Below are 22,556 nucleotides of genomic sequence, written 5' to 3' on the forward strand. Positions count from 1 at the left end.
CCGCAAGTGACGCGTCCATGGCAACGTCAAGGCGAGAACGCGCCGGAACACGTGGCCGCTCCGGGCGCGGAATCATCTCAGGGGGAATTCACCACATGCGTTCTGTACGACTCCTGCCCGCCGCCCTGGGCCTGGTCACCGCGCTCGCGCTGACCGCCACGGCCTGCGGCCCCACCGAGACCCCGGCCGCGAACAAGCCGGCCGACGGGGCCGGAAGCTCCGCGCCGGCCACCGGCGGCGACGAAGCCGACCTCACCAAGGACCTCGCCGACAAGCTCAAGAAGCACGGCGTCGACCTGGGCAAGTGGAAGGACGGCGAATGGAAGAACTGGAACACGGAGACCTGGCTCCGTGAGGCCGAGGACTTCGTCAACCCGGTGATCGAGGACCTCTGGGACCCGGCGCGCATGCAGTCGGCGAAGAGCCCGGACCCGACGATCACCGTGCAGGCCGGAGGCGGCGGCAGCGACCCGACGCCCCGCCCCGTCAAGGCACAGCGCGAGAAGACGCCGTACCACCGCAACGCGGCCCCGGTCGGAAAGATCTTCTTCGACTCTCCCCAGGGCCACATGGTCTGCTCCGGCACCATCGTGAAGGACCCGCGCCGGCCCGGGAAGTCCAACCTGGTCTGGACGGCGGGCCACTGTGTCCACGCGGGCAAGCGCGGCGGCTGGTACCGCAACATCACCTTCGTCCCGGCCTTCAACGACCTGGGCAAGTCCCCGGCGGCGCTCAACAGCGCCAAGCCGCACGAGGTGTACCCGTACGGCCAGTACTGGGCGGACTGGGCCGTGACCTCGGGTGAGTGGATCAAGTCGGGCGGTTCCAACCAGGCCTGGCCGTACGACTACGCCGTGCTGCACGTGAAGCCGCAGCGGGGCGGCAAGTCCCTGGAGGAGACCGTCGGCGCCGCGCTGCCGGTCGACTTCTCCGCGCCGGCGCCCGCGGGCGCCGGGACGGTGGGCGCCTGGGGCTACCCGGCGGCGCCGCCGTTCAACGGCATGATCATGCACAAGTGTCTCGACCGGGCGACGCGGTTGACGACGGCTCCGGCCACTCCGACGATGTACCGGATCGGGTGCACGATGACCGCCGGCTCCTCGGGCGGCGGCTGGTTCCGCGTGATGCCGAACGGCAGGACGGCGCTCGTGTCGAACACCTCGATCGGCCCGGCCGGCAGCAGCGGCTGGCTTGCCGGACCGCAGTTGGGCCGGGGCGCCAAGGCGGCCCACGAGATGGTCAGCAAGAAGTTCGCCCGCTGACGCACGGCTCCACGGCACCCGTCCACAGCGCCGAATCCACGGGACTGGTGGCGGCGGGACTGGTCCACGGCACATGACCGAGGGCGCTGTCCTCCTCCCGTGACGGGAGGAGGACAGCGCCCTCGTCGTTCAGTTCGGCCGTGGGTCAGTGCGCGGCGGGAACGTACGGCGCGAGCATCGCCGCGAGCTCCTCGTGCACCCGGGCCTTGAGCAGGGTGCCCTCCGGGGTGTGCTCCTCGGACTCGACCTCGCCCTCGGCGTGCACCCGTGAGACCAGCCCGCCGTGCGTGTACGGCACGAGGGCTTCGAGCTCGACCTGCGGGCGGGGAAGCTCGGAGTCGATGAGCGCGAGCAGCTCCTCGATGCCCTGGCCCGAGCGGGCCGAGACCACGATGGAGTGCTTCTCCATCCGCAGCAGACGCTGGAGCACCAGCGGGTCCGCGGCGTCCGCCTTGTTGACGACGACGATCTCCTTGACGTTCACCGCGCCGACGTCCCGGAAGACCTCGCGCACGGCGGCCAGCTGCTCCTCCGGGGCCGGGTGCGAGCCGTCCACCACGTGCAGGATGAGGTCGGAGTCGCCGACCTCCTCCATGGTGGAGCGGAACGCCTCGACCAGGTGGTGCGGCAGGTGCCGGACGAAGCCGACGGTGTCGGCCAGGGTGTAGATCCGGCCGGTGGGCGTCTCGGCCCGGCGGACGGTCGGGTCGAGCGTGGCGAACAGCGCGTTCTCCACGAGCACGCCCGCGCCGGTGAGCCGGTTGAGCAGGGACGACTTGCCCGCGTTGGTGTAGCCGGCGATGGCGACCGACGGCACCTTGTTGCGGCGCCGTTCCTGTCGCTTGATGTCGCGGCCGGTCTTCATCTCCGCGATCTCCCGGCGCATCTTCGCCATCTTCTCGCGGATGCGGCGCCGGTCGGTCTCGATCTTGGTCTCACCGGGACCACGGGTGGCCATGCCGCCACCGCCGCCGCCACCCATCTGCCGGGAGAGCGACTGACCCCAGCCGCGCAGGCGCGGCAGCATGTACTGCATCTGCGCGAGCGCGACCTGCGCCTTGCCCTCTCGGGACTTGGCGTGCTGGGCGAAGATGTCGAGGATCAGGGCGGTCCGGTCGACCACCTTGACCTTGACGACGTCTTCGAGGGCGATGAGCTGGCCTGGGCTGAGCTCGCCGTCGCAGACGACGGTGTCGGCGCCGGTCTCGACCACGATGTCGCGCAGTTCGCGTGCCTTGCCGGAGCCGATGAAGGTCGCCGGGTCCGGCTTGTCACGGCGCTGGATCACGCCGTCGAGTACGAGGGCACCCGCCGTCTCGGCGAGGGCCGCGAGTTCCGCGAGGGAGTTCTCCGCGTCCTGGACGGTCCCCGAGGTCCATACGCCGACCAGCACGACACGCTCAAGGCGCAGCTGGCGGTACTCGACCTCGGTGACGTCCTCGAGCTCGGTGGAGAGGCCGGCGACGCGGCGGAGGGCCGCGCGCTCGGAGCGGTCGAACTGGTCGCCGTCCCGATCCCCGTCGATCTCGTGGCTCCAGGCGACGTCCTCTTCCATCAGGGCATCGGCCCGAAGGCTCTCGGTACGGCTCGTCTCCGCGAAGCTCTGCTCGTCCTGGGAAGGGGAAGAAGAGGAGGTCATTTGGTCCTTACGTCGATTGCTTCGATGAAGCGATGAGTCTGATGTCGTCACAACGCGTGCGACCGCCGGAAGATTCCCGGGCGGTCGGCCGCGTCGCCGACCCGACGATGGTGACACGGCCCCGCCGGGCCCGTCATCCGGGTTTCGGGGCGGTCTTCGCGGCCCCGGCCGGGCGGCTGCGCCAGTCCGGGTGCCCGGGCATCGCCGGTGTCCTCGCCTCGTACAGCCAGGCGTGGAGGAAGGCGGTGAGGTCCCGTCCCGCGATCTCGGAGGCCAGGGCGACGAAGTCGGCGGTCGTGGCGTTGCCGTCCCGGTGGTCGGCGACCCAGCGGCGCTCGAGGCGCCCGAAGGCCTCGGTGCCGATCTCCTGGCGGAGCGCGTAGAGGACGAGGGCGCTGCCGTCGTAGACGACGGGCCGGAAGAGGCTGATCTTGTGGGTGGGAGAGGGGGGCTCGGGGGCCGCCGGGGGGCCGCCGTCGGCCCGCCACTCGTCCGAGGCGGCGTAGGCGGCCTTCATGCGCGCCTCCAGGGACCTCCCGGCGGTCTCCTCGGCGTACAGCGCCTCGTACCAGCTGGCGTGCCCCTCGTTGAGCCACAGGTCGGACCAGGTCCGGGGCGAGACGCTGTCGCCGAACCACTGGTGGGCCAGCTCGTGCACCATGATCGAGTCGACGTACCACTCCGGATACGCCGGTTCCGTGAAGAGACCGCGCTCGAAGAGCGAGAGGGTCTGGGTCTCCAGCTCGAAGCCCGTGTCGGCGTCCGCGACGAGCACCCCGTACGTCTCGAAGGGGTACGGGCCGACCTGCCGCTCCATCCACTCCAGGTGTCCGGGGGTCCGGCGCAGCCAGGGTTCCATGAGCTCCCGGTCGGCGGTGCGCACCACGTCCCGTACGGGCAGGCCGTGCGGTCCTGACCGGTGCACGACGGTGGAGCGGCCGATGGAGACCTGGGCGAGCTCGGTGGCCATGGGATGGCGGGTGCGGTACGTCCAGGTGGTGGTGGCGCCGTGGGTGACGCGGCCGGCGGGCAGTCCGTTGGCGACGGCGGTGAGCTCGCTGGGGGCGGTGATCCTGAAGGTGAAGCGGGCCTTGTCCGCCGGGTGGTCGTTGGACGGGAAGACGCGGTGGGCGGCGTCGGCCTGGTTGGCCAGGGCGAGCCCGTCGCCGGTACGGACCCAGCCGCCGGTGTCGGCGGGGCCGCTGGGGTCGCTGGTGTGGGTGACGGTGATCTCGATCGGCTCGCCGGCGTCGATCGGCACGGCGGGGGTGATGACCAGGTCCTCGCCGCTGCCGGTGTACGCGGCGGGCAGGTCGTCGACGGTGACGGCGGAGACCGTGCCGTGGGTGAAGTCGAGATTGAGCCGTTCCAGGTCGTCGGTGGCGAGCGCCTCGATCCGGGTGACGGCGGCCAGCGGCTCGGTGTTGACCCCGCGGTAGGTGAGGTCGACGTCGTACGCGAGGACGTCGTAGCCCGGGTTGCCGAGGTGCGGGAAGAGCGGGTCCCCGATGCCGAGCGGCGCCGGGGCGGGCAGCGCGGCGGCGACGAGCCCCGCCGACGCGGCGACCAGGACGGCGGAGCGGAGCCACCGCACGCGGGGCAGGGGGGTTCGGACGAGCGGCATGGACCAGGCCTTTCCGGAGGACTGGCCCTACGGCTACCAGGGCTCCGTCCGCTCCCCCGGGCGGCGCGCTCGTACCCCACCCGAAGGGGTCACGGCTCGGGGGGGCGCGCGTGATGCGCCCGTGCGCCGGGGGCGGTCGGCGGGCCCGCTCCCGCGCGCCGCCTCAGGCCCGGCGCGGCTCGGCGGACGTCCTGTGCCGGGCGCGCGACACGTCGTAGACGCCCGGCACGTCCCGCATCGCCCGCATCAGGGCCGCGAGCCGGGCCACGTCGGGCAGATGGAGGGTGTACGTGTGACGGACCCGCTGCTCGCTCGGCGGCTCGACGGTCGCGGAGACGACGGCGGCCCCGGCGACCGCGATGGCCTCGGTGAGGTCGGCGAGCAGGCCGGGCCGTCCGAAGGACTCCGCGATCAGGGTGACCCTGCCCTGGGCCGTGTCGCCCCAGCGGACGGCGACGGGATCACGGCCGAGCCCGCGCATGGTGTCGACGGCCGCGCAGCCCGTCCGGTGGACCGTGACCGACCCACCGCGCACCCGGAAGCCGGTGATCTCGTCCGGCGGTACGGGGGTGCAGCAGCCGGCCGGACGGACGGTCGCGCGCGGCTCCCCCTCCAGGTCGGCGTGGAGCTCCGCGCCGGTGCGGCGGTCGGCGGTGACGTGGGCCGGCGGGCGGGGGCCGGTGGTGGCGGCGGGGGGCGTGCTGCTCTCCGGGTGCGCCTGGAGCCAGCGGGTGATCGCGATCCGGGCGGCCGGGGTACGGGCGTGGTCGAGCCACTCGGGGGACGGTCCGGACACGGCGTCCTGGGCGAGCAGCAGTTGCACGGTGTCCCCGTCGCCGAGGACGGTGCTCAGCGGAGCGAGGCGTCCGTTGACGCGCGCACCGAGGCAGCCGTGGGCGGCTTCGCCGTGCTGTGCGTAGGCGGCGTCGACGCAGCTGGCGCCGGCGGGCAGGCTGATCGTTCCGGGGGCGCCGCCGTCGGCACGGAAGACGGTGATCTCGTCGTCCTCCGCGAGGTCGGCGCGGAGCGAGCTCCAGAACGTGTCCGGGTCGGGGGCGGACTGCTGCCAGTCGAGGAGCCGGGAGAGCCAGCCGGGGCGGGTGGGGTCCGCACGCTCGCCGTCCTCGGCCGGGGGCACGGCGGTGTCCTGCGGGGCGGCGGCGTCCCGCTGCGTGGTGGGGGGCTGGTGGGGGGCGGCGTTCTGCTGGTCGGCGGGAGGCTGATGAGGGGCAGCGACCTGCTGGGTGATGGAGGGTTGCCGGGCGGTGGAGTCAGGTCGGTCGGTGGTGCCGGACCGGTCGGCCGGGGAGCCGGACCGGTCGGTGGTGCCGGACGCGTGGGGCGTGACGGACCCGTCGGTCGTGACGGGCCGATGCGGGGTGCCCGGCTGAGGCGCGGTGCCCGGCCGCCGGGCCGGTGCGAGCGCGGCATTCCCGTCCGCGGCGGCGGCCGGCCGGCCCGCCGTGTCCGACGGGCCGGTACCGCCCGGCTGCCCCGCCGCTTCCTGGCCGACGTACGGATTGCCGAGGGCGACGACCCCCGCCTCCGCGACCTTGTGCATCTGGTGGGTCCGGATGAGGACCTCGGCGACGGCACCGTCGGGGGCGGCGATCGCCGTGTGCAGGGACTGGTACAGGTTGAACTTGGGCGTCGCGATGAAGTCCTTGAACTCCGAGATCACCGGGGTGAAACAGGTGTGGAGCTCGCCGAGGACCGCGTAACAGTCCGCGTCCTCGCCGACCAGGACGAGGAGCCGTCCGAAGTCGCAGCCGCGCAGCTCGCCGCGCTTGAGACGGACCCGGTGGACGGAGACGAAGTGCCGTGGGCGGACGAGGACTTCGGCGTCGATGCCGGCCTCGCGCAGGACCGCCGACGCCTGTTCCGCGACGGCGCCGAGCGCGTCGGCCGCGTGCGGGGTGCCGGCGATGAGCGCGCGGGTGGTCTCGTACTCCTCGGGGTGGAGGATGGCGAAGACGAGGTCCTCCAGCTCGGTCTTGAGGGCCTGGACGCCGAGCCGTTCGGCGAGCGGGATGAGGACGTCGCGGGTGACCTTGGCGATCCTGGCCTGTTTCTCGGGCCGCATCACTCCGAGGGTGCGCATGTTGTGGAGCCGGTCGGCGAGCTTGATCGACATCACCCGGACGTCGTTGCCGGTGGCGACGAGCATCTTGCGAAAGGTCTCGGGTTCGGCGGCGGCGCCGTAGTCGATCTTCTCCACCTTGGTGACGCCGTCGACGATGTAGGCGACCTCGTCGCCGAACTCGCGGCGTACCTGATCGAGCGTCACCTCGGTGTCCTCGACGGTGTCGTGGAGGAGGGAGGCGGTCAAGGTGGTGGTTTCCGCGCCGAGTTCGGCGAGGATGAGGGTCACCGCGAGCGGGTGGGTGATGTACGGCTCGCCGCTCTTGCGGAACTGGCCCCGGTGCGAGGACTCGGCGAGTACGTACGCCCGCCGCAGCACCGTGAGGTCGGCCTCGGGGTGGTGGGCGCGGTGGGCCTCGGCGACATGGCTGATGGCGTCGGGCAGCCGGTCGCGGGGCGCGGGCCCGGCGGTGGCGCCGAGCAGGGCCGCGCGGCCCAGTCGGCGCAGGTCGATCCTGGCACGTCCGCGTCTGCGGACAGTCGTGTCGGTGACGGCGGCTTCCGCCGCGCTCACAGGGTTGGTGGCCTCTGCGCTCATGGGGCACCTCCGGCAACGTCGACCGGCGGTGGGCGGGCCAGGCGTGCCCGGGGGGCCGGTGCTTGATGCTACCGACCCCACCACGTGGCGCAGTCGCCCTCTCGCTCAGCGTGAAGCGGATCACCCGTTCGAGCGATAAATCAGTCGTTGACTGTTTCGATTTCTTCGCTTCCTTCGAATCCGGCGAGCCAGGCCGGGTCGACGGTGCCCTCGGCGACGATCACGGCGGGGCCCGTCATGTCGATCTGTCCGTCGGGGTGCTCGGTGATGATCAGGGTCCCGCCGAGTACGTCGACGGTGTACGTGACGGGGGTGCCGGTTTCGGCGGGGTCGGCGCCGTCCCGGCGGGCGGAGGCGACGGCGACGGCGCACGCGCCCGTGCCGCAGGAGCGCGTCTCGGCGGCGCCTCGCTCGTGGACCCGCATGGCGACGTGGCGGGGTCCGCGGTCGACGACGAACTCGATGTTCACACCGTCCGGGTAGACGGCGGCGGGCGCGTACGGCGGCTCGGTGTACAGGTTGCCGGCGTGGTCGAGGTCCTCGACGAAGGCGACCGCGTGCGGATTGCCCATGTTCACGTTCCGCGCGGGCCAGCTACGGCCGTCGACGGTGACGGTGACCCCGGCCTCGGGGAGGACCGCGCGGCCCATGGCGACGGTGACGGAGCCGTCCTTGTCGAGGTGGACGCGCTTGACACCACCGCGGGTGGCGACGGCCACCTCGCCGGCCGTGACGTGCCCGGCGTGCTGCAGGTAGCGGGCGAAGACCCGGACTCCGTTCCCGCACATCTCGGCGACCGAGCCGTCGGCGTTCCGGTAGTCCATGAACCACTCGGCCTCGTCGGCCAGGTGCCGGGCGTCCGGGTGGACGGCGCTGCGCACGACGTGCAGCAGTCCGTCGCCGCCGATGCCGGCCCGCCGGTCGCAGAGCCGCGCGACGGCGGCGGGGGGCAGGTCGACGGCGTTCTCCGCGTCGGGGACGATCACGAAGTCGTTCTCGGTGCCGTGGCCCTTGAGGAAGGGGATCGGCGAGGTCTGCGCGCTGGTCACGAGATCAACTGTACGGGGTGGCACCGACCGGCGGCCTGGGCGTCCACCCGCTCTCCGGCGGACCGGCGCCGCCGGCGGACTCGTGCTCGCCGCGCTCTCAGCGGAGGCGGGCGACGCGCCAGACCGCCAGGGCGACCAGGGCCGCGGTCGTCGACACGTACAGGGCGAGGTACCGCCAGTTCGGGCGCTCGCCCGAGCCTCGCTGCGGAAGTCCCGGCCAGGTGTAGCCGACCTTGCGGGCGGCCATCATGCCCCAGCCCGCCGCGCAGGAGCTGATCAGCAGTCCCAGCATGGCGAGGACGGCTCCGCCGTCCCCCGAGCCGAAGGCGAGCGGGAACGCGAACATCAGCGAGCCGACGGCGGCCAGACCCACGATCGGGGCGAGCTGCCAGATCCGCAGCCTGCGCTGGGGACGAAGCTCGACCTCGACCTCGTCGGCGTCGACCTCCACGGCGGTGCCCGCCACGTCGTCGGGGCCGTCGGGGGTCAGTCCGGGGGTGCCGGCCGGGAAGTCGCCGTCCATCGGACGGCGGCCCGGCGTCTCACCCGTCGGGTCACCGAGCGCCGCTTCGTGCTGTTCTCTGTCGCGAGGGCCGGCCTCCATCGCCACGCGCCCTCCCCACTCGGACTCCACTTGGTCGATCGATGCTCGATGATGGCACGCTCCTGACCGCCGGAATGACGGGCAGGGCGTCCCGATGCCATCACGTGATCAGGCTGTAACCGCTCGTTCGACCAACGACAGCGCCTCTCCCGGGAGTTCCCCCCGGTGATCGGCGGCTCCGCTGAGCCAGTGGACGCGCGGGTCGCGGCGGAACCACGAGTCCTGGCGGCGGGCGAAGCGCTTCGTCGCACGCACGGTCTCCGCGCGCGCGTCGTCCTCGGTGCACTCCCCCGCGAGCGCCGCGAGGACCTGCTGGTAGCCGAGGGCGCGGGCCGCCGTGCGTCCCTCGCGCAGGCCCCGCGCCTCCAGGGCGCGGACCTCGTCGACGAGGCCGGCCTCCCACATCCGGTCCACGCGCGTGGCGATCCGCTCGTCCAGCTCGGGGCGGGCCACGTCGACGCCGATCTGCACGGTGTCGTAGACGGAGTCCGGACCCGGCAGATTGGCGGTGAACGGCTTGCCGGTGATCTCGATCACCTCGAGGGCCCGGACGATACGGCGCCCGTTGCTGGGCAGGATCGCGCGGGCCGCCTCGGGGTCGGCGTCGGCGAGCCGGGCGTGCAGGACGCCGGAGCCGCGCTCCTCCAGCTCGGCCTCCAGGCGCGCCCGGACGGCCGGGTCGGTGCCGGGGAACTCCAGGGCGTCGACGGCCCCCCGTACGTACAGACCGGAGCCGCCGACGAGAACGGGCGTGCGGCCGGCGGCGAGCAGCCGGTCGATCTCGGCGCGGGCGAGCCGCTGGTACTCGGCGACGCTGGCGGCCTCGGTGACGTCCCAGATGTCGAGGAGGTGGTGCGGGATGCCGCCGCGTTCCTCCGGCGCCAGTTTGGCCGTCCCGATGTCCATCCCCCGGTAGAGCTGCATCGAGTCTGCGTTGACGACCTCGCCCCCGAGCTGCTGGGCCAGGAATACACCCAGATCGGACTTTCCGGCCGCTGTGGGACCGACAACGGCGATGACCCGCGGGGCGGGAGCTGCGCTTCTCACCTCCCCAGTCTCGCAAACCTCCCGGCCCGTCCCCGAATGAGCTACGTGACGGCCCCTCATCGACTTCGTTGCCTGTTGCGAGGTTCCAGCCGTCGATCGCCACGGAATCCCTCCCATCCGAGTACGCTATGGAGTGAATATGGGCGTTTTTGCAATGTTTCGTCGTAAGAAGAAGGACGTAGTGGCGGCCTCGCCGGAGTCGGAGGAAGCCGGGACCGTCGCTTCGGCGGAGGACGGCGACGCGGAGTCCGGGCCGGGCGTCCCGGAGGCCGCGGTCGCGTCCGAAGCGGCGGAGGCGGAAGGCACGACCGGGGCCGGGGCGACGACCGGGGTCGCGGAGGTGGCGGAAAGCGCGGACGGTGCGGAGGACACCGAGCGCGTCGGCGCGGACGAGGCGGACGGGGCGGTGGCAGGGTCGGCCGCCACGGCGTCCGTGGAGATCCCGAAGCAGCAGTCGGCCGAGGCCGCCGCCGACAACGAGGCGGGCGATCACGCCCGTCGCTAGGCCCCCGGGGTCCTGGGGGCAGGACACGGAACTCGGACCCCACGGGGGTCCGCGGAGGGAAGGTGCTCCATGGGTCTCCTGGATTCGCTCAAGGCCAAGCTCAACCCGGCCAAGGACAAGGTCGCGGACCTCGCGCAGCAGCACGGGGAGAAGATCGACCACGGCCTGGACAGGGCGGCGAAGCTGGTCGACGAGAAGACCAAGGGCAAGTACAGCGACAAGATCCATTCCGGTACGGGCAAGGCCAAGGACGCCCTTGACCGGATCGGTCACAAGGACGACGGCACCCCCGGAAGCGGCGGTACGCCGGGGGCCGGGGGCGCCCCCGGGGCGGGAGGTGCGCCCGGGGCCACGGGTGCGCCCGGAGCCGGTGGCACTCCTGGTACGCCCGGAGCCGGTGGCATTCCCGGAGCCGGAGGCACGTCTGGTGCGCCCGGTGCGCCCGGAAGTGGCGGTGCGACACCGCCGCCCGCCGCCTGACGGCCGGCGTCACCCGACAGTCCTCCGCACGGCGGACGGCCGCGGAGCACCTCGCTCCGCGGCCGTCCGTCGTTCTGCCCCGGCTCCCTCAGGACCAGGCCGCGACGAAGTACCCCACCCCGTACGGCGCGTCCTCGAAGAGCAGCCGGCCGTCGAGTCCCGCGTTCTCGGCGGCGCCCGCGAGGACCTGCCAGGGGGCGCGGCCCGCCACCTTCAGCTCGTACGCGAGCTCCGGGTCCAGGGCCAGCAGCGCGGCCGCGTCAGCCGTGCCCAGCGCACGGGCGGCCTCCGCGTCGAAGCCCTCGGCCCGCTCGTCCAGGTAGCCGGGGGCCTTCACCGTCCGGCAGGCGCTGCCGTCGCCCATCACCAGAAGGGCGACCCGCTCGGCGGAAGCGGCCAGGCCGCGGCCGAGCCCGGCGCAGACGCCGGGCGTGGCCGCCTCGTCGACGCCCAGGCCCTCGATCGGCGCGTCGGCCCAGCCGGCCCGGCCGAGGAGCCAGGCCCCGACGGCGAGGGAGGCGGGCAGGGGACGTTCGGGAGTCGGCGCGTCACCGGCCGGTTCTTCGCCGGCCGGGCGGTCTCCGGCCGGGGTCTCGCCGAGCCGTACGGAGAGGTCCACGCCGAATCCGGCGAAGGAGCCCTCCGAACCTGCGGGGAAGACGCCGTGCGCGCCCTCGGGCGCGGGCCCCACGACGTACAGCCGGTCCGGGCGGGCGGCGGCGAGCAGCCCGACGGCGTCCGCGCAGGCCGTTCGCGCGGCGTCCAGTTCGGGGGCGGCGCCGGTCGCGACCTCGGGCACGAGGAGCGGCGGGCAGGGGCAGACTGCTGCGGCGACAAGCATGATCCGCAGCCTACTGCGCCGCTCCGGCGGAGTGGCTTCACTGACGCACCGGTCGCCTCCGGCGTACCCACGCACCGCGCGCTCCCGTCGGCGCACTCGCGCGACGCCGGCCCCGGCGCAACCCCGTACCTGGCGCCCACGGCGCCCAGGGCACTCTCGCGCGGAACGCCGGAACGCCGGAACGCCGGTCCTCCCGGCGCCACCCGCGTACCGACCGCGCATCGGCGTGTCGACACACCGACATGTCCGTCTACCGGTGTGCCCGCGTACCCACGCGCCAGGCCACCGGCGCTCGCCCCGTCCGGGGGGCGCCGGTGATCAGGTTCCGTTCAGGTCAGTGGCTTCCGCAGGCCGGGACCTCGGCCGCCGGGAGCGGCTCCGGGACCCCGATCTTCGGCAGTCCGAGGAGTACTCCCGCCGGCTTCGCGGCGGCCGCTGCGGTGCGCTTCTCCCAGGCGTCACCGGCGCGGGTGCGGCGTACCGACGCGACGGGGCCCTCGGCGAGCAGGTGGTGCGGGGCCGCGTAGGTGATCCCGACGGTCACCACGTCGCCGGGGCGGACCTCCTCGGCCGGCTTGGTGAAGTGGACGAGCCGGTTGTCGGGGGCGCGGCCCGAGAGGCGGTCCGTGGCGCCGTCCTTGCGGCCCTCGCCCTCGGCGACCATGACCTCGATGGTGCGGCCGACCTGCTTCTTGTTCTCCTCCCAGGAGATCTCCTCCTGGAGGGCGACGAGCCGCATGTAGCGCTCCTGCACGACCTCCTTGGGGATCTGGTTCTCCATGTCGGCCGCCGGGGTCCCGGGGCGCTTGGAGTACTGGAAGGTGAAGGCGTTGGCGAAGCGGGCCTCGCGGACGGTGTGCATCGTCTGCTCGAAGTCCTCCTCGGTCTCGCCGGGGAAGCCCACGATGATGTCGGTGGAGATGGCGGCGTGCGGGATGGCCGCGCGGACCTTCTCGATGATGCCGAGGAAACGCTCCTGCCGGTAGGAACGGCGCATCGCCCGGAGGATCGAGTCCGAGCCGGACTGGAGCGGCATGTGCAGCTGCGGCATGACGTTCGGCGTCTCCGCCATCGCCGCGATCACGTCGTCGGTGAAGTCGCGGGGGTGCGGGGAGGTGAAGCGGACCCGCTCCAGGCCCTCGATCTGTCCGCAGGCGCGCAGCAGCTTGGAGAACGCCTCGCGGTCGCCGAGGTCGGAGCCGTACGCGTTGACGTTCTGGCCGAGCAGGGTGATCTCGGAGACGCCCTCGGCGACCAGCGCCTCGATCTCGGCGAGGATGTCGCCGGGCCGGCGGTCCTCCTCCTTGCCGCGCAGGGCGGGGACGATGCAGAAGGTGCAGGTGTTGTTGCAGCCGACGGAGATCGAGACCCAGGCGGCGTACGCGGACTCGCGGCGGGTCGGCAGCGTGGAGGGGAAGGCCTCGAGCGACTCGGCGATCTCGATCTGGGCCTCCTCCTGGACGCGGGCGCGCTCCAGGAGGACGGGCAGCTTGCCGATGTTGTGCGTGCCGAAGACGACGTCGACCCAGGGGGCCTTCGTGACGATGGTGTCCCGGTCCTTCTGGGCGAGACAGCCGCCGACGGCGATCTGCATGCCGGGGCGCGTGGTCTTCATGGGGGCGAGCCGGCCGAGGTTGCCGTACAGCTTGTTGTCGGCGTTCTCGCGGACCGCGCAGGTGTTGAAGACGACGACGTCGGCGTCTCCGTCGGAGCCCTTGGGGGCCCTGACGTAACCCGCCTCTTCCAGCAGACCGGAGAGCCGCTCGGAGTCGTGGACGTTCATCTGGCACCCGTAGGTGCGGATCTCGTAGGTCTTGGTGCCGTCAACGCTCACTGCGGTGCTCCGGTCGCTGCTGCTCGTCATGCGTCCAAGGGTAGGCGGTCCGGGAAGGGTCTCCGCCCGGGACGGGGACGGCCGGTGATCGGCGGAGGTCCGGGCACGTCGCGTCCTGCGGTTTTCCGCAGGGAGCGGGGTGCGGAGAACGTCAACGGGGTAGACGGCCATCCTCATACCGGCGCTGAGCAGCGGTTCCTAGCGTGGAGGCCGAAGCGCTGGGCGCCCGCCCGCGTCGCTCCCACCGCTCGTTCGGAGTCCCTCATGAACCTCACGACCATGGCGCTCGCCCAACGGCCCGCGGACGGCGTCGCCGGCTGGGCCGCCGGTCTCGTCGACACGATGGGCGGTCCGGGAGCCGGTCTGGCCATCGCCCTGGAGAACCTCTTCCCGCCGCTGCCCAGCGAGGTCATCCTGCCGCTGACCGGCTTCGCCGCCGGTCAGGGCGTGCTGAGCCTGGCCTCGGCACTGTTCTGGACGACCCTCGGCTCGGTGGCCGGCGCGGTGGCGCTCTACTGGATCGGGGTGCTCTTCGGCCGGGAGCGGATGCACAGGATCTGGGGGAAGCTGCCCCTGGTGAAGGCCTCGGACCTGGTCCGTACCGAGGAGTGGTTCGCCAGGCACGGCACCAAGGCGGTCTTCCTCGGCAGGATGGTGCCGATCTTCCGGAGCCTCGTCTCGGTGCCGGCCGGGGTCGAGCGGATGCCGATGCCCCTGTTCATCATGCTCACCACGCTCGGCAGCCTCGTATGGAACAGCGTCCTGGTGCTGGCCGGTTACTGGCTGGGCGACCAGTGGGACGTCGTGGAGACCTACGTCGGCGTCCTGTCGAAGGCCGTCCTGGCCCTCGTCGTGGTGGCCGTCGCGGCCTACGTGGCGGTCCGGCTGCGCAGGCGGCCCGAGGCCCAGCACCGGCGCGCCTCGTGACCGCCGGTGCCCGCCCGGGCGGTACGGCCCCGCTCCCCGTACCGTCCGGGCGATCTTGTCCGGGCCGTACGACCGCACTAGTCTCGGGCCCCGTGCAGGGGGACTTGGCGGGCACCGCGTCCGGCCGGCCGCCGACCGAGTCCGGCGGGGACGACGGGAGCGACGGAAACCGCGACGGCGGGACCGACGGCCGTACGACCACCCCGTCCTGGCCGTGGCGCGGCCTCGGGACCCTCCTCGGCTGCGCGACCGCTCTGGTCGGCGCCCTCTACTTCCTCGCCGTCGGCGCGTTCCTCGGCCCGTTCCTGCTCTGGCCGCGTACCCGGGCCGACGCCCTGGAGATCCTGATGGGCGGCGCCCGGCGCCTGGTCGCCCTCGAACGGGTCCGGCGCTCCGCTTTCTACGGCGACCTCTTCCCCGAGCACTACGAGGCGTCCGACCGGAAGATCCTGCGCTACCTCGCGGTCCGCAGTTACAGCGGACTGCTCTGCGCCGTGGTCATCGGACTCCTCGCCTTCGGCGCCGTCCTGGCCGGCCTCCTGGTCCACGGCGTGGTCCGGGGCACGCTCGACCGGTACGAGCTGCTCACCCAGGTCCTGCTCGGCGGCGTACTGCTCTTCCTCGACGTCCAGGGCCTGTACTCGCTGGCCGCCCTGGACGCCCGTACCGCCCGCGAGTGTTTCGGCCCCTCCGAGCGGGAGCTGCTCCGGCGCCGTATCGACGAACTCGCCACCAGCCGGGCAGCGGTCGTCGAGGCCGTGGACGCCGAGCGGCGGCGCATCGAGCGCGATCTGCACGACGGGGTGCAGCAGCGTCTGGTGGCCCTCGCCATGCTGATCGGCCGGGCGCGCCGGGGCCGCGACCCCGGGCGGACCGACGCGCTGCTGCTCCAGGCGCACGAGGAGGCCCGGGGCGTGCTGACCGAACTCCGCGAGGTGGCCTGGCGGGTGTACCCGTCGGCGCTCGACACCCTCGGGCTCGAAGAGGCGATCGGCGGGGTCGCCGAGCGGAGCGGCATCGCGCTGCGGACCCGCTTCGAGGTCGGCGCCCCGCTGCCGCGTCCGGTGGAGACCGCCGCCTACTTCGTGGTGTCGGAGTCCGTGACGAACGCGGTCAAGCACTCCTCGGCCTCGGCGGTCTCGGTGGCGGTGGCGCTCGACGGTGCGCGGCTCACCGTACGGGTCGAGGACGACGGCACGGGCGGTGCGAACGAGACCGGTGGCGGGCTGACCGGACTGCGCAGCCGGGTCGCCGCGCTCGACGGCGTACTGCACGTCCACAGCCCCCTCGGGGGACCGACCACCATCACAGCGGAGCTGCCGTGCGCGTCATCCTGACCGAGGACTCGACCCTGCTGCGCGAGGGCCTGGTGAGGCTGCTCGTCGAGGAGGGCCATGAGGTCCTGGCGGCGCTGGGGGACGCGGTGACCCTGCTCGAGGAGGTCGAGGAGCAGCGGCCCGACATCCTCGTCGCCGACATCCGGATGCCGCCGACCCACACGGACGAGGGACTGCGGGCGGCCGTCGAGATCCGGGAGCGTTTCCCCGAAGTCGGTGTGCTGGTCCTCTCGCAGCACACCGAGCGCGCCTACGCGGCCCAGCTCCTCGCGTCCGGCGCCGAACGGGTCGGCTACCTCCTCAAGGACCGGGTGGCGCACGTCGAGGAGTTCCTCGACGCCCTTGAGCGGATCCACGCCGGTGGGGCGGCGATCGATCCGGAGGTCGTACGGCAGCTGGTCGTACGGACCACGCACGGGGACCCGCTGGCACGCCTTACGCCCCGGGAGCGCACGGTCCTGGAGGCACTGGCGCAGGGCCACACGAACACGGCCATCGCGGGGAAGCTGCACATCTCCGTGAGCGCGGTGGAGAAGAACCTCAACGCCGTCTTCGACAAGCTGGAGCTGTCCCGGACCACCGGCTACAGCCGGCGGATCCTGGCGGTGCTCCGCTACCTGGAGTCGTAGGCGGGCGGGGCGCGCGTCGATACGGGGCAGGGGCCCGGTACGGGTCGGTACTGGCCGGCCACGATCCGATCGCCATGGCGTCTCGGACCGCTCCTCAGCCGGTCCGCCAGCGAGAACGGCATCTTCACTGCGGGCATGGGAACTCCGTGGGGACAAAGGTGAGTTGGCGATCTCGGGTGGGGACGCCAGGGGCGGACAGGGGACTGTCCTCAAGATCACCGAACGCAAGGTGACGCTAGCCGCCGGGGCCCCGACGCTCCGGCGCGACACACGGCGCGGCGCGCACCCGGAGTGCGCTCATCACTTCGGCGGAGCGCACTCGAGGCCGCTCGGAGGGGCGGGCTCGGGGGCGGCCGGGGGGCGGGCTCGGGGGCGGCCGGGGGGCACTTCTCCGGTCACCGCCGCCCGGCGGCCCGCCGGGAACCTCTCGGACGCGCCCGGACCGCCCCCCTCGAACGGGATCCGGCAAGTGAGTGCTTCGGCGCTTCACAGCTCGCCGCGGTGATCGTTTTCGGACACTCTGCCGATGTGCCCAGCGCCCCGTCCCGGCCGCCGTACCCGGCCGTGGCCGTCCCGTGCCCAAGGGTCCGGCACGCCGTGTTCGCATGACCCGCGGCCGGCTCCCGCCGGGCAGCGCCCTCACCCACCTCACCACCACGAAGACGGGCAGGTCCGGCTTCGCCTGCTGACGGCACCTGCCACCGGGCTCCGCGCGCAGGCCCTCGCCGGCCCGCAGGCGGGCACCTCACACCGCCGATCCTGGCCAGGGACGGCGGTGACCTGGCAGGATCGCGGCATGTTCGCCTCCCTCTCCCGTGCCGCCCGCCGCCGTGTCCTCGCGGTCTCGGCCGCGCTGCTCGCGGTGTGCGGGATGCTGGTGTGGTGGCTGATGCCCTTCGGCCCACCCGTGCCGAGCGGCTCGGTCACCTTCAGTACGGGTGTCCCCAGCGGCGTCTACCAGCGGTACGGCAAGCTGCTGAAGCAGGCCCTCGCCCAGGACCTCCCCGAGGTCTCGATAACGCTCAAGGACAGTGAGGGCTCCCAGCAGAACCTGGCCCGGGTGGCCTCGGGCGAGGCCGATTTCACCATCGCGACGGCCGACGCGGTGGCCCAGTACCAGCGTGAGCGCCGGCCCGGCTTCGAGCGGCTGCGCGGCTGCGCCCGGCTCTACGACGACTACGTACAGCTCGTGGTGCGCAAGGGTTCGTCCCTGCAGAGCGTGCGGGACCTGCGCGGTCTCCGGGTCGGCGTCGGCCAGGACGGGTCGGGCGTCCGACTGATAGCGGACCGGGTCCTCGCGGCGGCGGGCCTCGCGCCCGTACGCGACATCGAGCCGGTCTCGGTGGGCATCGACACCATGCCGGGTCTCCTGGAGCGGGGCAGGCTCGACGCGTTCTTCTGGTCGGGCGGCCTGCCCACCGAGGCGGTACAGAAGCTGTCCGAGCGCTTCGAGGTCCGGCTGCTGCCGCTCGACGCGGCCCTGGTGGACCGGCTCCACGACGTCGGCGACTCGACCCGCCACTACCGGTCGGCGGTGATTCCCGCCGACGCGTACGCCAAGGCGCAGGACGGCCGGCGGATCGAGACCCTCGCCGTGGCGAACCTCCTGGTCACCACCGAGGAGGCCGACGTGGGCCTGGTGGAGGGCTTCACGCGTACGGTGATCAGGAGCCGGGACCGGATCGGCAGCCAGGTCCACCCGGCCCAGCTGGTGGACCTGCGGACCGCCGTCTACACGGAACCCCTGCCCCTCCACGAAGGCGCCCGCCGCTACTACCGCTCGGTGAAGCCGTAAGGGTTCCCACCGCGTCGGACCCCGGCCCGGCGCCGAAGAGGTTCCCACCACGTCCGACCCCGGCCCGGCGCCGAAGAGGTTCCCACCACGTTCCTACCGCGTCGGGCCCCGGTCCGGCGCGTGCCGGGGGACGGTGACCGTCACCCGCAGCCCGTGCGGTTCGTTCGGGGCGAACGTGAGGCTCCCGCCGCCCGCCGTCAGCAGGACACGCGTGATGGACAGGCCGAGCCCCGAGCCCTTGACGTTCTGGTGCCGCCCGGAGCGCCAGAAGCGGTCGCCGACCCGGGCCAGCTCGTCCTCCGTGAGGCCGGGCCCCCGGTCGGCGACGACGACGGAGACGGTCTCCCCGCCCGGGGGCACGGAGACCGTGACGGCGACCCCCTCCCCCGCCGGCGTGAACTTCAGCGCGTTGTCGATCACCGCGTCCAGGGCGCTGGAGAGGGCCACCGGGTCCGCCCAGGCCGTGACCGCCCCGCACTCCCCGGTGAGCAGGACGCCCTTGTCCTCGGCGACCGGCCGCCAGGACACGACCCGCTCGGCGGTGAGCGCGCCGACGTCGATGAGCCGGAGCTCGGCCGCCGCGTGCTCGGCGAGCGCCAGGTCGAGGAGATCGTCGAGGACCTGCGAGAGGCGCTTGCCCTCGGTCCGTACGGAGGCGATCTCCTCGTTGCCCTCGGGCAGCTCCATGGCGAGCAGCTCGATCCGCAGGAGCAGCGCGGCCAGCGGGTTGCGCAGCTGGTGGGAGGCGTCGGCGACGAACGCCCGCTGCTGCTCGAGAGCCTCCTCGACGTTGTCGGCCATCTCGTTGAACGAGAGTGCGAGCCGCCGCAGTTCGGGCGGCCCGCCGGTCGCGGCGACGCGGGAGTTCATCCGTCCGGTGGCGATGTCGTGGGTGACGGAGTCGAGGACGCGGACCGGCCGCAGGACCCAGCCGGTGAGCCGGAAGGCGGCGCCGACGGCGAGCAGCATGGCGGCGGACTCGCCCGCGAAGATCAGCAGCCAGCCGCGCAGGATGCGGGAGCGGAGCTGCCCGGTGGGCGAGTCGGTGACGACGACCGCGACGACGTCCCCGTCGCGGACGACCGGGGAGGCGATGGTGAGCCTCGCGTGCGGCTGCCAGGGCCACACCTGGGGCGGGTCGTGGCTGCGGCGGCCGAGGAGCGCCTCGCGGAAGGCGCGGCGGCCCTCTCCCTCGTACGGGACGACCCAGTCCTCGGGCGCGGCGGCCATGGCGCGGTTGTTGCGGTAGAAGATGCCGGCGCGGATGCCGTACACGTCGTGGTAGCTGGCGAGTTCACCGCCGAGCGTGGCCTGCCGTTCGTCGGTGCCGGGGTTGGTCTCGCTGACGAACTGGGCGAGCGCGGCGAAGCGCGCGGCGTCGTCGAGCCGGTCGACGACGACCCGCTGCTGTTCGGAGGCGGCGAGGCTGGCGGCGAGCGGGAAGCCGAGGGCGAGCAGGACGCCCGCCATCAGGATGATGAGCAGCGGGAGGAGGCGGGTGCGCACGAAGGGGCCGTCCGGCGGTTACGCGGAGGGGGTGACCAGGCGGTAGCCGACACCCCGCACGGTCTCGATCAGGGCGGGCATGCGCAGCTTGGAGCGCAGGGAGGCGACGTGCACCTCCAGGGTGCGACCGGTCCCTTCCCAACTGGTTCGCCAGACCTCGCTGATGATCTGTTCGCGGCGGAAGACGACTCCGGGGCGCTGGGCGAGGAGGGCGAGGAGGTCGAACTCCTTGCGGGTGAGGGGGACGCTCTCGCCGTCGACGCTGACCCGGCGGGTGGGCAGCTCGATGGTGACGGCTCCGAGCCGCAGCAGGGTGCCGTCGGAGGTGGTGCCGGTCCCGGCCGCCTCCTCGGCGCCGGAGTGGCGTCGGCTGACGGCGTGGATCCGGGCGAGGAGCTCACCGGGGTCGTAGGGCTTGACGACGTAGTCGTCGGCGCCGAGGTTGAGCCCGTGGATGCGGGAGCGTACGTCGCCGCGCGCGGTCACCATGATCACCGGGGTGGTGGTGAGCTTCCTGATGCGGCCGCAGACCTGGTAGCCGTCCTGGTCGGGGAGGCCGAGGTCGAGCAGGATCACCCCGTAGGACGGGCGCTCGCCCTGCGCGGTGGGCAGGACGGCCTGGAGCGCCTCCTCGCCGTTGCGGGCGTGCGTGACCGTGAAGCCGTGCTTGGCGAGGATCGCGGAGAGGGCGGCGGCGACATGGTCGTCGTCCTCGACGAGCAGCAGTCGCATACGTACCTCCTCCGTGGTGATGTGGTGACGTGGTGATGGGTGATGTGGTGACGTGCCGGTAGCGGCTCCCTGTGTACCAGGTGGTACCAGGGCATGAACACCGATCTTCGGCGTCACAGTCAAGTGTCCCCCTGTGACGTCGGCGTTTCCGTTATGCAGCCGGTACGGCCCGGGGTGCCCTCTTCACCCACTGTGTCCGGTTGCGGCCGGATCGTTATCCTCAATTTCCGCTCAGATGTGATGACGGTCATCACAGTGGGTCTCTAGTGTCCTCCCCAACCGAGGAGGACGGAGCAAGAGCCCGATGAGCGGAGAGTCTGTGTCCCAGTCAGTGCCCAAGGGGCCCGAGGACACCCCGCACGCCGCGGACGACCTGGTCGTACTGTCCGGCGTGAACAAGCACTTCGGCGCACTGCATGTCCTCCAGGACATCGACCTGACGATCAGCCGCGGCGAGGTCGTGGTCGTCATCGGACCCTCCGGGTCCGGCAAGTCGACGCTGTGCCGCACGATCAACCGGCTGGAGAGCATCGACTCCGGCTCCATCACCATCGACGGCAAGCCGCTGCCCGCGGAGGGCAAGGAGCTCGCCCGGCTGCGGTCCGACGTCGGCATGGTGTTCCAGTCGTTCAACCTCTTCGCGCACAAGACGGTGCTCGAGAACGTGATGCTGGGACAGATCAAGGTCCGCAGGACGGAGAAGAAGGCCGCCGAGACCAAGGCCCGCGCCCTGCTGGACCGGGTCGGCGTCGGCACCCAGGCGGACAAGTACCCGGCGCAGCTCTCCGGCGGCCAGCAGCAGCGCGTGGCGATCGCCCGCGCGCTGGCGATGGACCCGAAGGTCATGCTGTTCGACGAGCCCACCTCGGCCCTCGACCCCGAGATGATCAACGAGGTCCTGGAGGTCATGCAGCAGCTGGCCCGGGACGGCATGACGATGGTGGTCGTCACCCACGAGATGGGCTTCGCGCGCTCCGCCGCCAACCGGGTCGTCTTCATGGCCGACGGACGGATCGTCGAGCGGGCGACGCCCGAGGAGTTCTTCAGCAACCCGCGCAGCGACCGTGCCAAGGACTTCCTCTCCAAGATCCTTCACCACTGAGCGAGTTCGGGCCTATTCTTCCCAACTCACGCCTAGTAAAGGGACATTCCTCCATGAAGCTTCGCACCACCTCCGCGGCCGCCGCGGCCGCCGTCGTCCTCGCCCTGACCGCCACGGCCTGCGGCGGCGGCTCGGACTCCGGCAGCAACGGCGACAAGATCAACATCGGCATCAAGTTCGACCAGCCCGGCCTGGGCCTGAAGACGCCCGACGGCAAGTACGCCGGCTTCGACGTCGACGTCGCCCGATACGTCGCCAAGGAACTCGGCTACGCCGAGGACAAGATCAACTGGAAGCAGGCGCCGAGCGCCGAGCGCGAGAACCTGATCAAAAACGGTGACGTGAAGTTCGTCGTCGCCAGCTACTCGATCAACGAGAAGCGCCTCAAGGAGGTCGATTTCGCCGGTCCGTACTTCGTGACGCACCAGGACCTCCTGGTACGCGCCGACGACAGCTCGATCACCAAGGTCGCGGACCTCAACTCCAAGAAGCTCTGCTCGGTCACGGGCTCGACCTCCGCGCAGAACGTCAAGGACAAGCTGGCCCCGAAGGCCGACCTCCAGCAGCTCGGCGGCTACTCCGAGTGCCTGACCGGCCTGGAGAACAAGGCCGTCGACGCCCTGACCACGGACGCCTCCATCCTCGCGGGCTACGCCGCGCAGAAGGAGCACCAGGGCAAGTTCAAGCTCGCGGGCCTCTCCATGAGCGACGAGAACTACGGCATCGGCCTCAAGAAGGGCGACGCCGAGCTCAAGGGCAAGATCAACGAGGCCCTGAAGAAGATGGTCTCCGACGGCAGCTGGGACAAGCTCGTCAAGGAGCACTTCGGCCCGTCGGGCTACAAGAACGACCCCGCGCCGAAGATCGCCGGCTGACCCGTCCCGCCCGGTCCGTGACGGCCGCCCCGCTCGGGGCGGCCGTCACACCGGCACCGGCCGCTGCCCACGCACGGCCTCCACACCG

At 72.4% G+C, this 22,556-nt stretch carries 19 protein-coding genes; 9 read left to right on the forward strand and 10 right to left on the reverse strand.

Going from position 1 to position 22,556, the window contains the following annotated elements; all coding sequences use genetic code 11:
* The first annotated feature begins 95 nt into the window (after window positions 1-95).
* Entirely contained in the window at window positions 96-1,262 is a 1,167-nt protein-coding gene (locus tag ACFWUY_RS23495) for a trypsin-like serine peptidase (RefSeq protein ID WP_384112124.1), read from the forward strand.
* A 145-nt stretch (window positions 1,263-1,407) separates the two neighbouring features.
* On the opposite strand, the gene hflX is transcribed toward ACFWUY_RS23495, so the two are convergent.
* The 6 genes from hflX to miaA form a co-directional block, all read right to left on the reverse strand.
* Window positions 1,408-2,901, reverse strand: a complete 1,494-nt coding sequence (gene hflX / locus ACFWUY_RS23500; RefSeq protein WP_384112127.1) for a GTPase HflX — start codon at window positions 2,899-2,901, stop codon at window positions 1,408-1,410.
* A gap of 133 nt (window positions 2,902-3,034) precedes the next feature.
* Complete coding sequence (locus tag ACFWUY_RS23505) at window positions 3,035-4,525, reverse strand: M1 family metallopeptidase (protein WP_384112130.1); 1,491 nt, start codon at window positions 4,523-4,525, stop codon at window positions 3,035-3,037.
* Between the two features lie 163 nt (window positions 4,526-4,688).
* Complete coding sequence (locus ACFWUY_RS23510; RefSeq protein ID WP_384112133.1) at window positions 4,689-7,205, reverse strand: HD domain-containing protein; 2,517 nt, start codon at window positions 7,203-7,205, stop codon at window positions 4,689-4,691.
* A 140-nt stretch (window positions 7,206-7,345) separates the two neighbouring features.
* A complete protein-coding gene (gene dapF, locus ACFWUY_RS23515; protein WP_384112136.1) occupies window positions 7,346-8,254 on the reverse strand; it encodes a diaminopimelate epimerase in 909 nt (302 codons plus the stop codon).
* Window positions 8,255-8,351: 97 nt separating this feature from the next.
* On the reverse strand, window positions 8,352-8,858 hold the full coding sequence (locus ACFWUY_RS23520) for a hypothetical protein (RefSeq protein ID WP_384112264.1): 507 nt from the start codon (window positions 8,856-8,858) through the stop codon (window positions 8,352-8,354).
* A 108-nt stretch (window positions 8,859-8,966) separates the two neighbouring features.
* Entirely contained in the window at window positions 8,967-9,905 is a 939-nt protein-coding gene (gene miaA / locus ACFWUY_RS23525) for a tRNA (adenosine(37)-N6)-dimethylallyltransferase MiaA (protein ID WP_384112140.1), read from the reverse strand.
* Window positions 9,906-10,044: 139 nt separating this feature from the next.
* Here miaA and ACFWUY_RS23530 point away from each other — a divergent pair, with 139 nt between their 5' ends.
* Entirely contained in the window at window positions 10,045-10,410 is a 366-nt protein-coding gene (locus ACFWUY_RS23530; RefSeq protein ID WP_384112143.1) for a hypothetical protein, read from the forward strand.
* 69 nt (window positions 10,411-10,479) lie between these two features.
* Window positions 10,480-10,890, forward strand: a complete 411-nt coding sequence (locus ACFWUY_RS23535; RefSeq protein ID WP_384112146.1) for an antitoxin — start codon at window positions 10,480-10,482, stop codon at window positions 10,888-10,890.
* An 88-nt stretch (window positions 10,891-10,978) separates the two neighbouring features.
* Here ACFWUY_RS23535 and ACFWUY_RS23540 read toward each other — a convergent pair whose 3' ends face one another.
* Both ACFWUY_RS23540 and miaB read right to left on the reverse strand, forming a co-directional pair.
* Window positions 10,979-11,731 carry a class III extradiol dioxygenase subunit B-like domain-containing protein gene (locus tag ACFWUY_RS23540; protein WP_384112149.1) on the reverse strand — a complete coding sequence of 251 codons (753 nt, stop codon included), beginning with the start codon at window positions 11,729-11,731 and terminating at the stop codon, window positions 10,979-10,981.
* A gap of 334 nt (window positions 11,732-12,065) precedes the next feature.
* Window positions 12,066-13,595, reverse strand: a complete 1,530-nt coding sequence (gene miaB / locus ACFWUY_RS23545) for a tRNA (N6-isopentenyl adenosine(37)-C2)-methylthiotransferase MiaB (RefSeq protein WP_384112151.1) — start codon at window positions 13,593-13,595, stop codon at window positions 12,066-12,068.
* A gap of 234 nt (window positions 13,596-13,829) precedes the next feature.
* Between miaB and ACFWUY_RS23550 the strand changes: the two genes are divergently transcribed.
* The 4 genes from ACFWUY_RS23550 to ACFWUY_RS23565 all read left to right on the forward strand — a co-directional run bounded on the left by ACFWUY_RS23550 (window position 13,830) and on the right by ACFWUY_RS23565 (window position 18,253).
* Window positions 13,830-14,492, forward strand: coding sequence for a DedA family protein (locus tag ACFWUY_RS23550; RefSeq protein WP_384112154.1), 663 nt, complete (start codon window positions 13,830-13,832; stop codon window positions 14,490-14,492).
* Between the two features lie 92 nt (window positions 14,493-14,584).
* A complete protein-coding gene (locus ACFWUY_RS23555; protein WP_384112157.1) occupies window positions 14,585-15,829 on the forward strand; it encodes a sensor histidine kinase in 1,245 nt (414 codons plus the stop codon).
* On the forward strand, window positions 15,814-16,458 hold the full coding sequence (locus tag ACFWUY_RS23560; RefSeq protein ID WP_384112160.1) for a response regulator: 645 nt from the start codon (window positions 15,814-15,816) through the stop codon (window positions 16,456-16,458). Before ACFWUY_RS23555 ends, ACFWUY_RS23560 begins: the two co-directional genes overlap by 16 nt.
* Before the next feature lie 796 nt (window positions 16,459-17,254).
* Window positions 17,255-18,253: a TAXI family TRAP transporter solute-binding subunit gene (locus ACFWUY_RS23565; protein ID WP_384112267.1), complete on the forward strand. Its 999-nt coding sequence runs from the start codon at window positions 17,255-17,257 to the stop codon at window positions 18,251-18,253.
* A 93-nt stretch (window positions 18,254-18,346) separates the two neighbouring features.
* Here the strand turns inward: ACFWUY_RS23565 and ACFWUY_RS23570 are convergent, their stop codons facing one another.
* Together ACFWUY_RS23570 and ACFWUY_RS23575 are read right to left on the reverse strand one after the other, a co-directional pair.
* Window positions 18,347-19,759: an ATP-binding protein gene (locus tag ACFWUY_RS23570; RefSeq protein ID WP_384112163.1), complete on the reverse strand. Its 1,413-nt coding sequence runs from the start codon at window positions 19,757-19,759 to the stop codon at window positions 18,347-18,349.
* Window positions 19,760-19,777: 18 nt separating this feature from the next.
* On the reverse strand, window positions 19,778-20,491 hold the full coding sequence (locus tag ACFWUY_RS23575; protein ID WP_384112166.1) for a response regulator transcription factor: 714 nt from the start codon (window positions 20,489-20,491) through the stop codon (window positions 19,778-19,780).
* A gap of 304 nt (window positions 20,492-20,795) precedes the next feature.
* Here ACFWUY_RS23575 and ACFWUY_RS23580 point away from each other — a divergent pair, with 304 nt between their 5' ends.
* On the forward strand, window positions 20,796-21,593 hold the full coding sequence (locus ACFWUY_RS23580; protein WP_384112168.1) for an amino acid ABC transporter ATP-binding protein: 798 nt from the start codon (window positions 20,796-20,798) through the stop codon (window positions 21,591-21,593).
* Between the two features lie 53 nt (window positions 21,594-21,646).
* Window positions 21,647-22,468 (forward strand): glutamate ABC transporter substrate-binding protein, encoded by an 822-nt coding sequence (locus ACFWUY_RS23585; protein ID WP_384112171.1) that lies wholly within the window; start codon window positions 21,647-21,649, stop codon window positions 22,466-22,468.
* Window positions 22,469-22,556: the final 88 nt, after the last annotated feature.

Source organism: Streptomyces sp. NPDC058664, assembly GCF_042716635.1.
GTDB lineage: Bacteria > Actinomycetota > Actinomycetes > Streptomycetales > Streptomycetaceae > Streptomyces.

What these genes read in the sequence shown, in the direction of transcription:
- ACFWUY_RS23495 (WP_384112124.1), top strand. Translation starts at nt 96, where the DNA reads ATGCGTTCTGTACGACTCCTGCCCGCCGCCCTGGGCCTGGTCACCGCG.
- hflX (WP_384112127.1), bottom strand. Translation starts at nt 2,901, where the DNA reads ATGACCTCCTCTTCTTCCCCTTCCCAGGACGAGCAGAGCTTCGCGGAG.
- ACFWUY_RS23505 (WP_384112130.1), bottom strand. Translation starts at nt 4,525, where the DNA reads ATGCCGCTCGTCCGAACCCCCCTGCCCCGCGTGCGGTGGCTCCGCTCC.
- ACFWUY_RS23510 (WP_384112133.1), bottom strand. Translation starts at nt 7,205, where the DNA reads ATGAGCGCAGAGGCCACCAACCCTGTGAGCGCGGCGGAAGCCGCCGTC.
- ACFWUY_RS23520 (WP_384112264.1), bottom strand. Translation starts at nt 8,858, where the DNA reads ATGGAGGCCGGCCCTCGCGACAGAGAACAGCACGAAGCGGCGCTCGGT.
- ACFWUY_RS23530 (WP_384112143.1), top strand. Translation starts at nt 10,045, where the DNA reads ATGGGCGTTTTTGCAATGTTTCGTCGTAAGAAGAAGGACGTAGTGGCG.
- ACFWUY_RS23535 (WP_384112146.1), top strand. Translation starts at nt 10,480, where the DNA reads ATGGGTCTCCTGGATTCGCTCAAGGCCAAGCTCAACCCGGCCAAGGAC.
- ACFWUY_RS23540 (WP_384112149.1), bottom strand. Translation starts at nt 11,731, where the DNA reads ATGCTTGTCGCCGCAGCAGTCTGCCCCTGCCCGCCGCTCCTCGTGCCC.
- miaB (WP_384112151.1), bottom strand. Translation starts at nt 13,595, where the DNA reads ATGACGAGCAGCAGCGACCGGAGCACCGCAGTGAGCGTTGACGGCACC.
- ACFWUY_RS23550 (WP_384112154.1), top strand. Translation starts at nt 13,830, where the DNA reads ATGAACCTCACGACCATGGCGCTCGCCCAACGGCCCGCGGACGGCGTC.
- ACFWUY_RS23565 (WP_384112267.1), top strand. Translation starts at nt 17,255, where the DNA reads ATGTTCGCCTCCCTCTCCCGTGCCGCCCGCCGCCGTGTCCTCGCGGTC.
- ACFWUY_RS23575 (WP_384112166.1), bottom strand. Translation starts at nt 20,491, where the DNA reads ATGCGACTGCTGCTCGTCGAGGACGACGACCATGTCGCCGCCGCCCTC.
- ACFWUY_RS23580 (WP_384112168.1), top strand. Translation starts at nt 20,796, where the DNA reads ATGAGCGGAGAGTCTGTGTCCCAGTCAGTGCCCAAGGGGCCCGAGGAC.
- ACFWUY_RS23585 (WP_384112171.1), top strand. Translation starts at nt 21,647, where the DNA reads ATGAAGCTTCGCACCACCTCCGCGGCCGCCGCGGCCGCCGTCGTCCTC.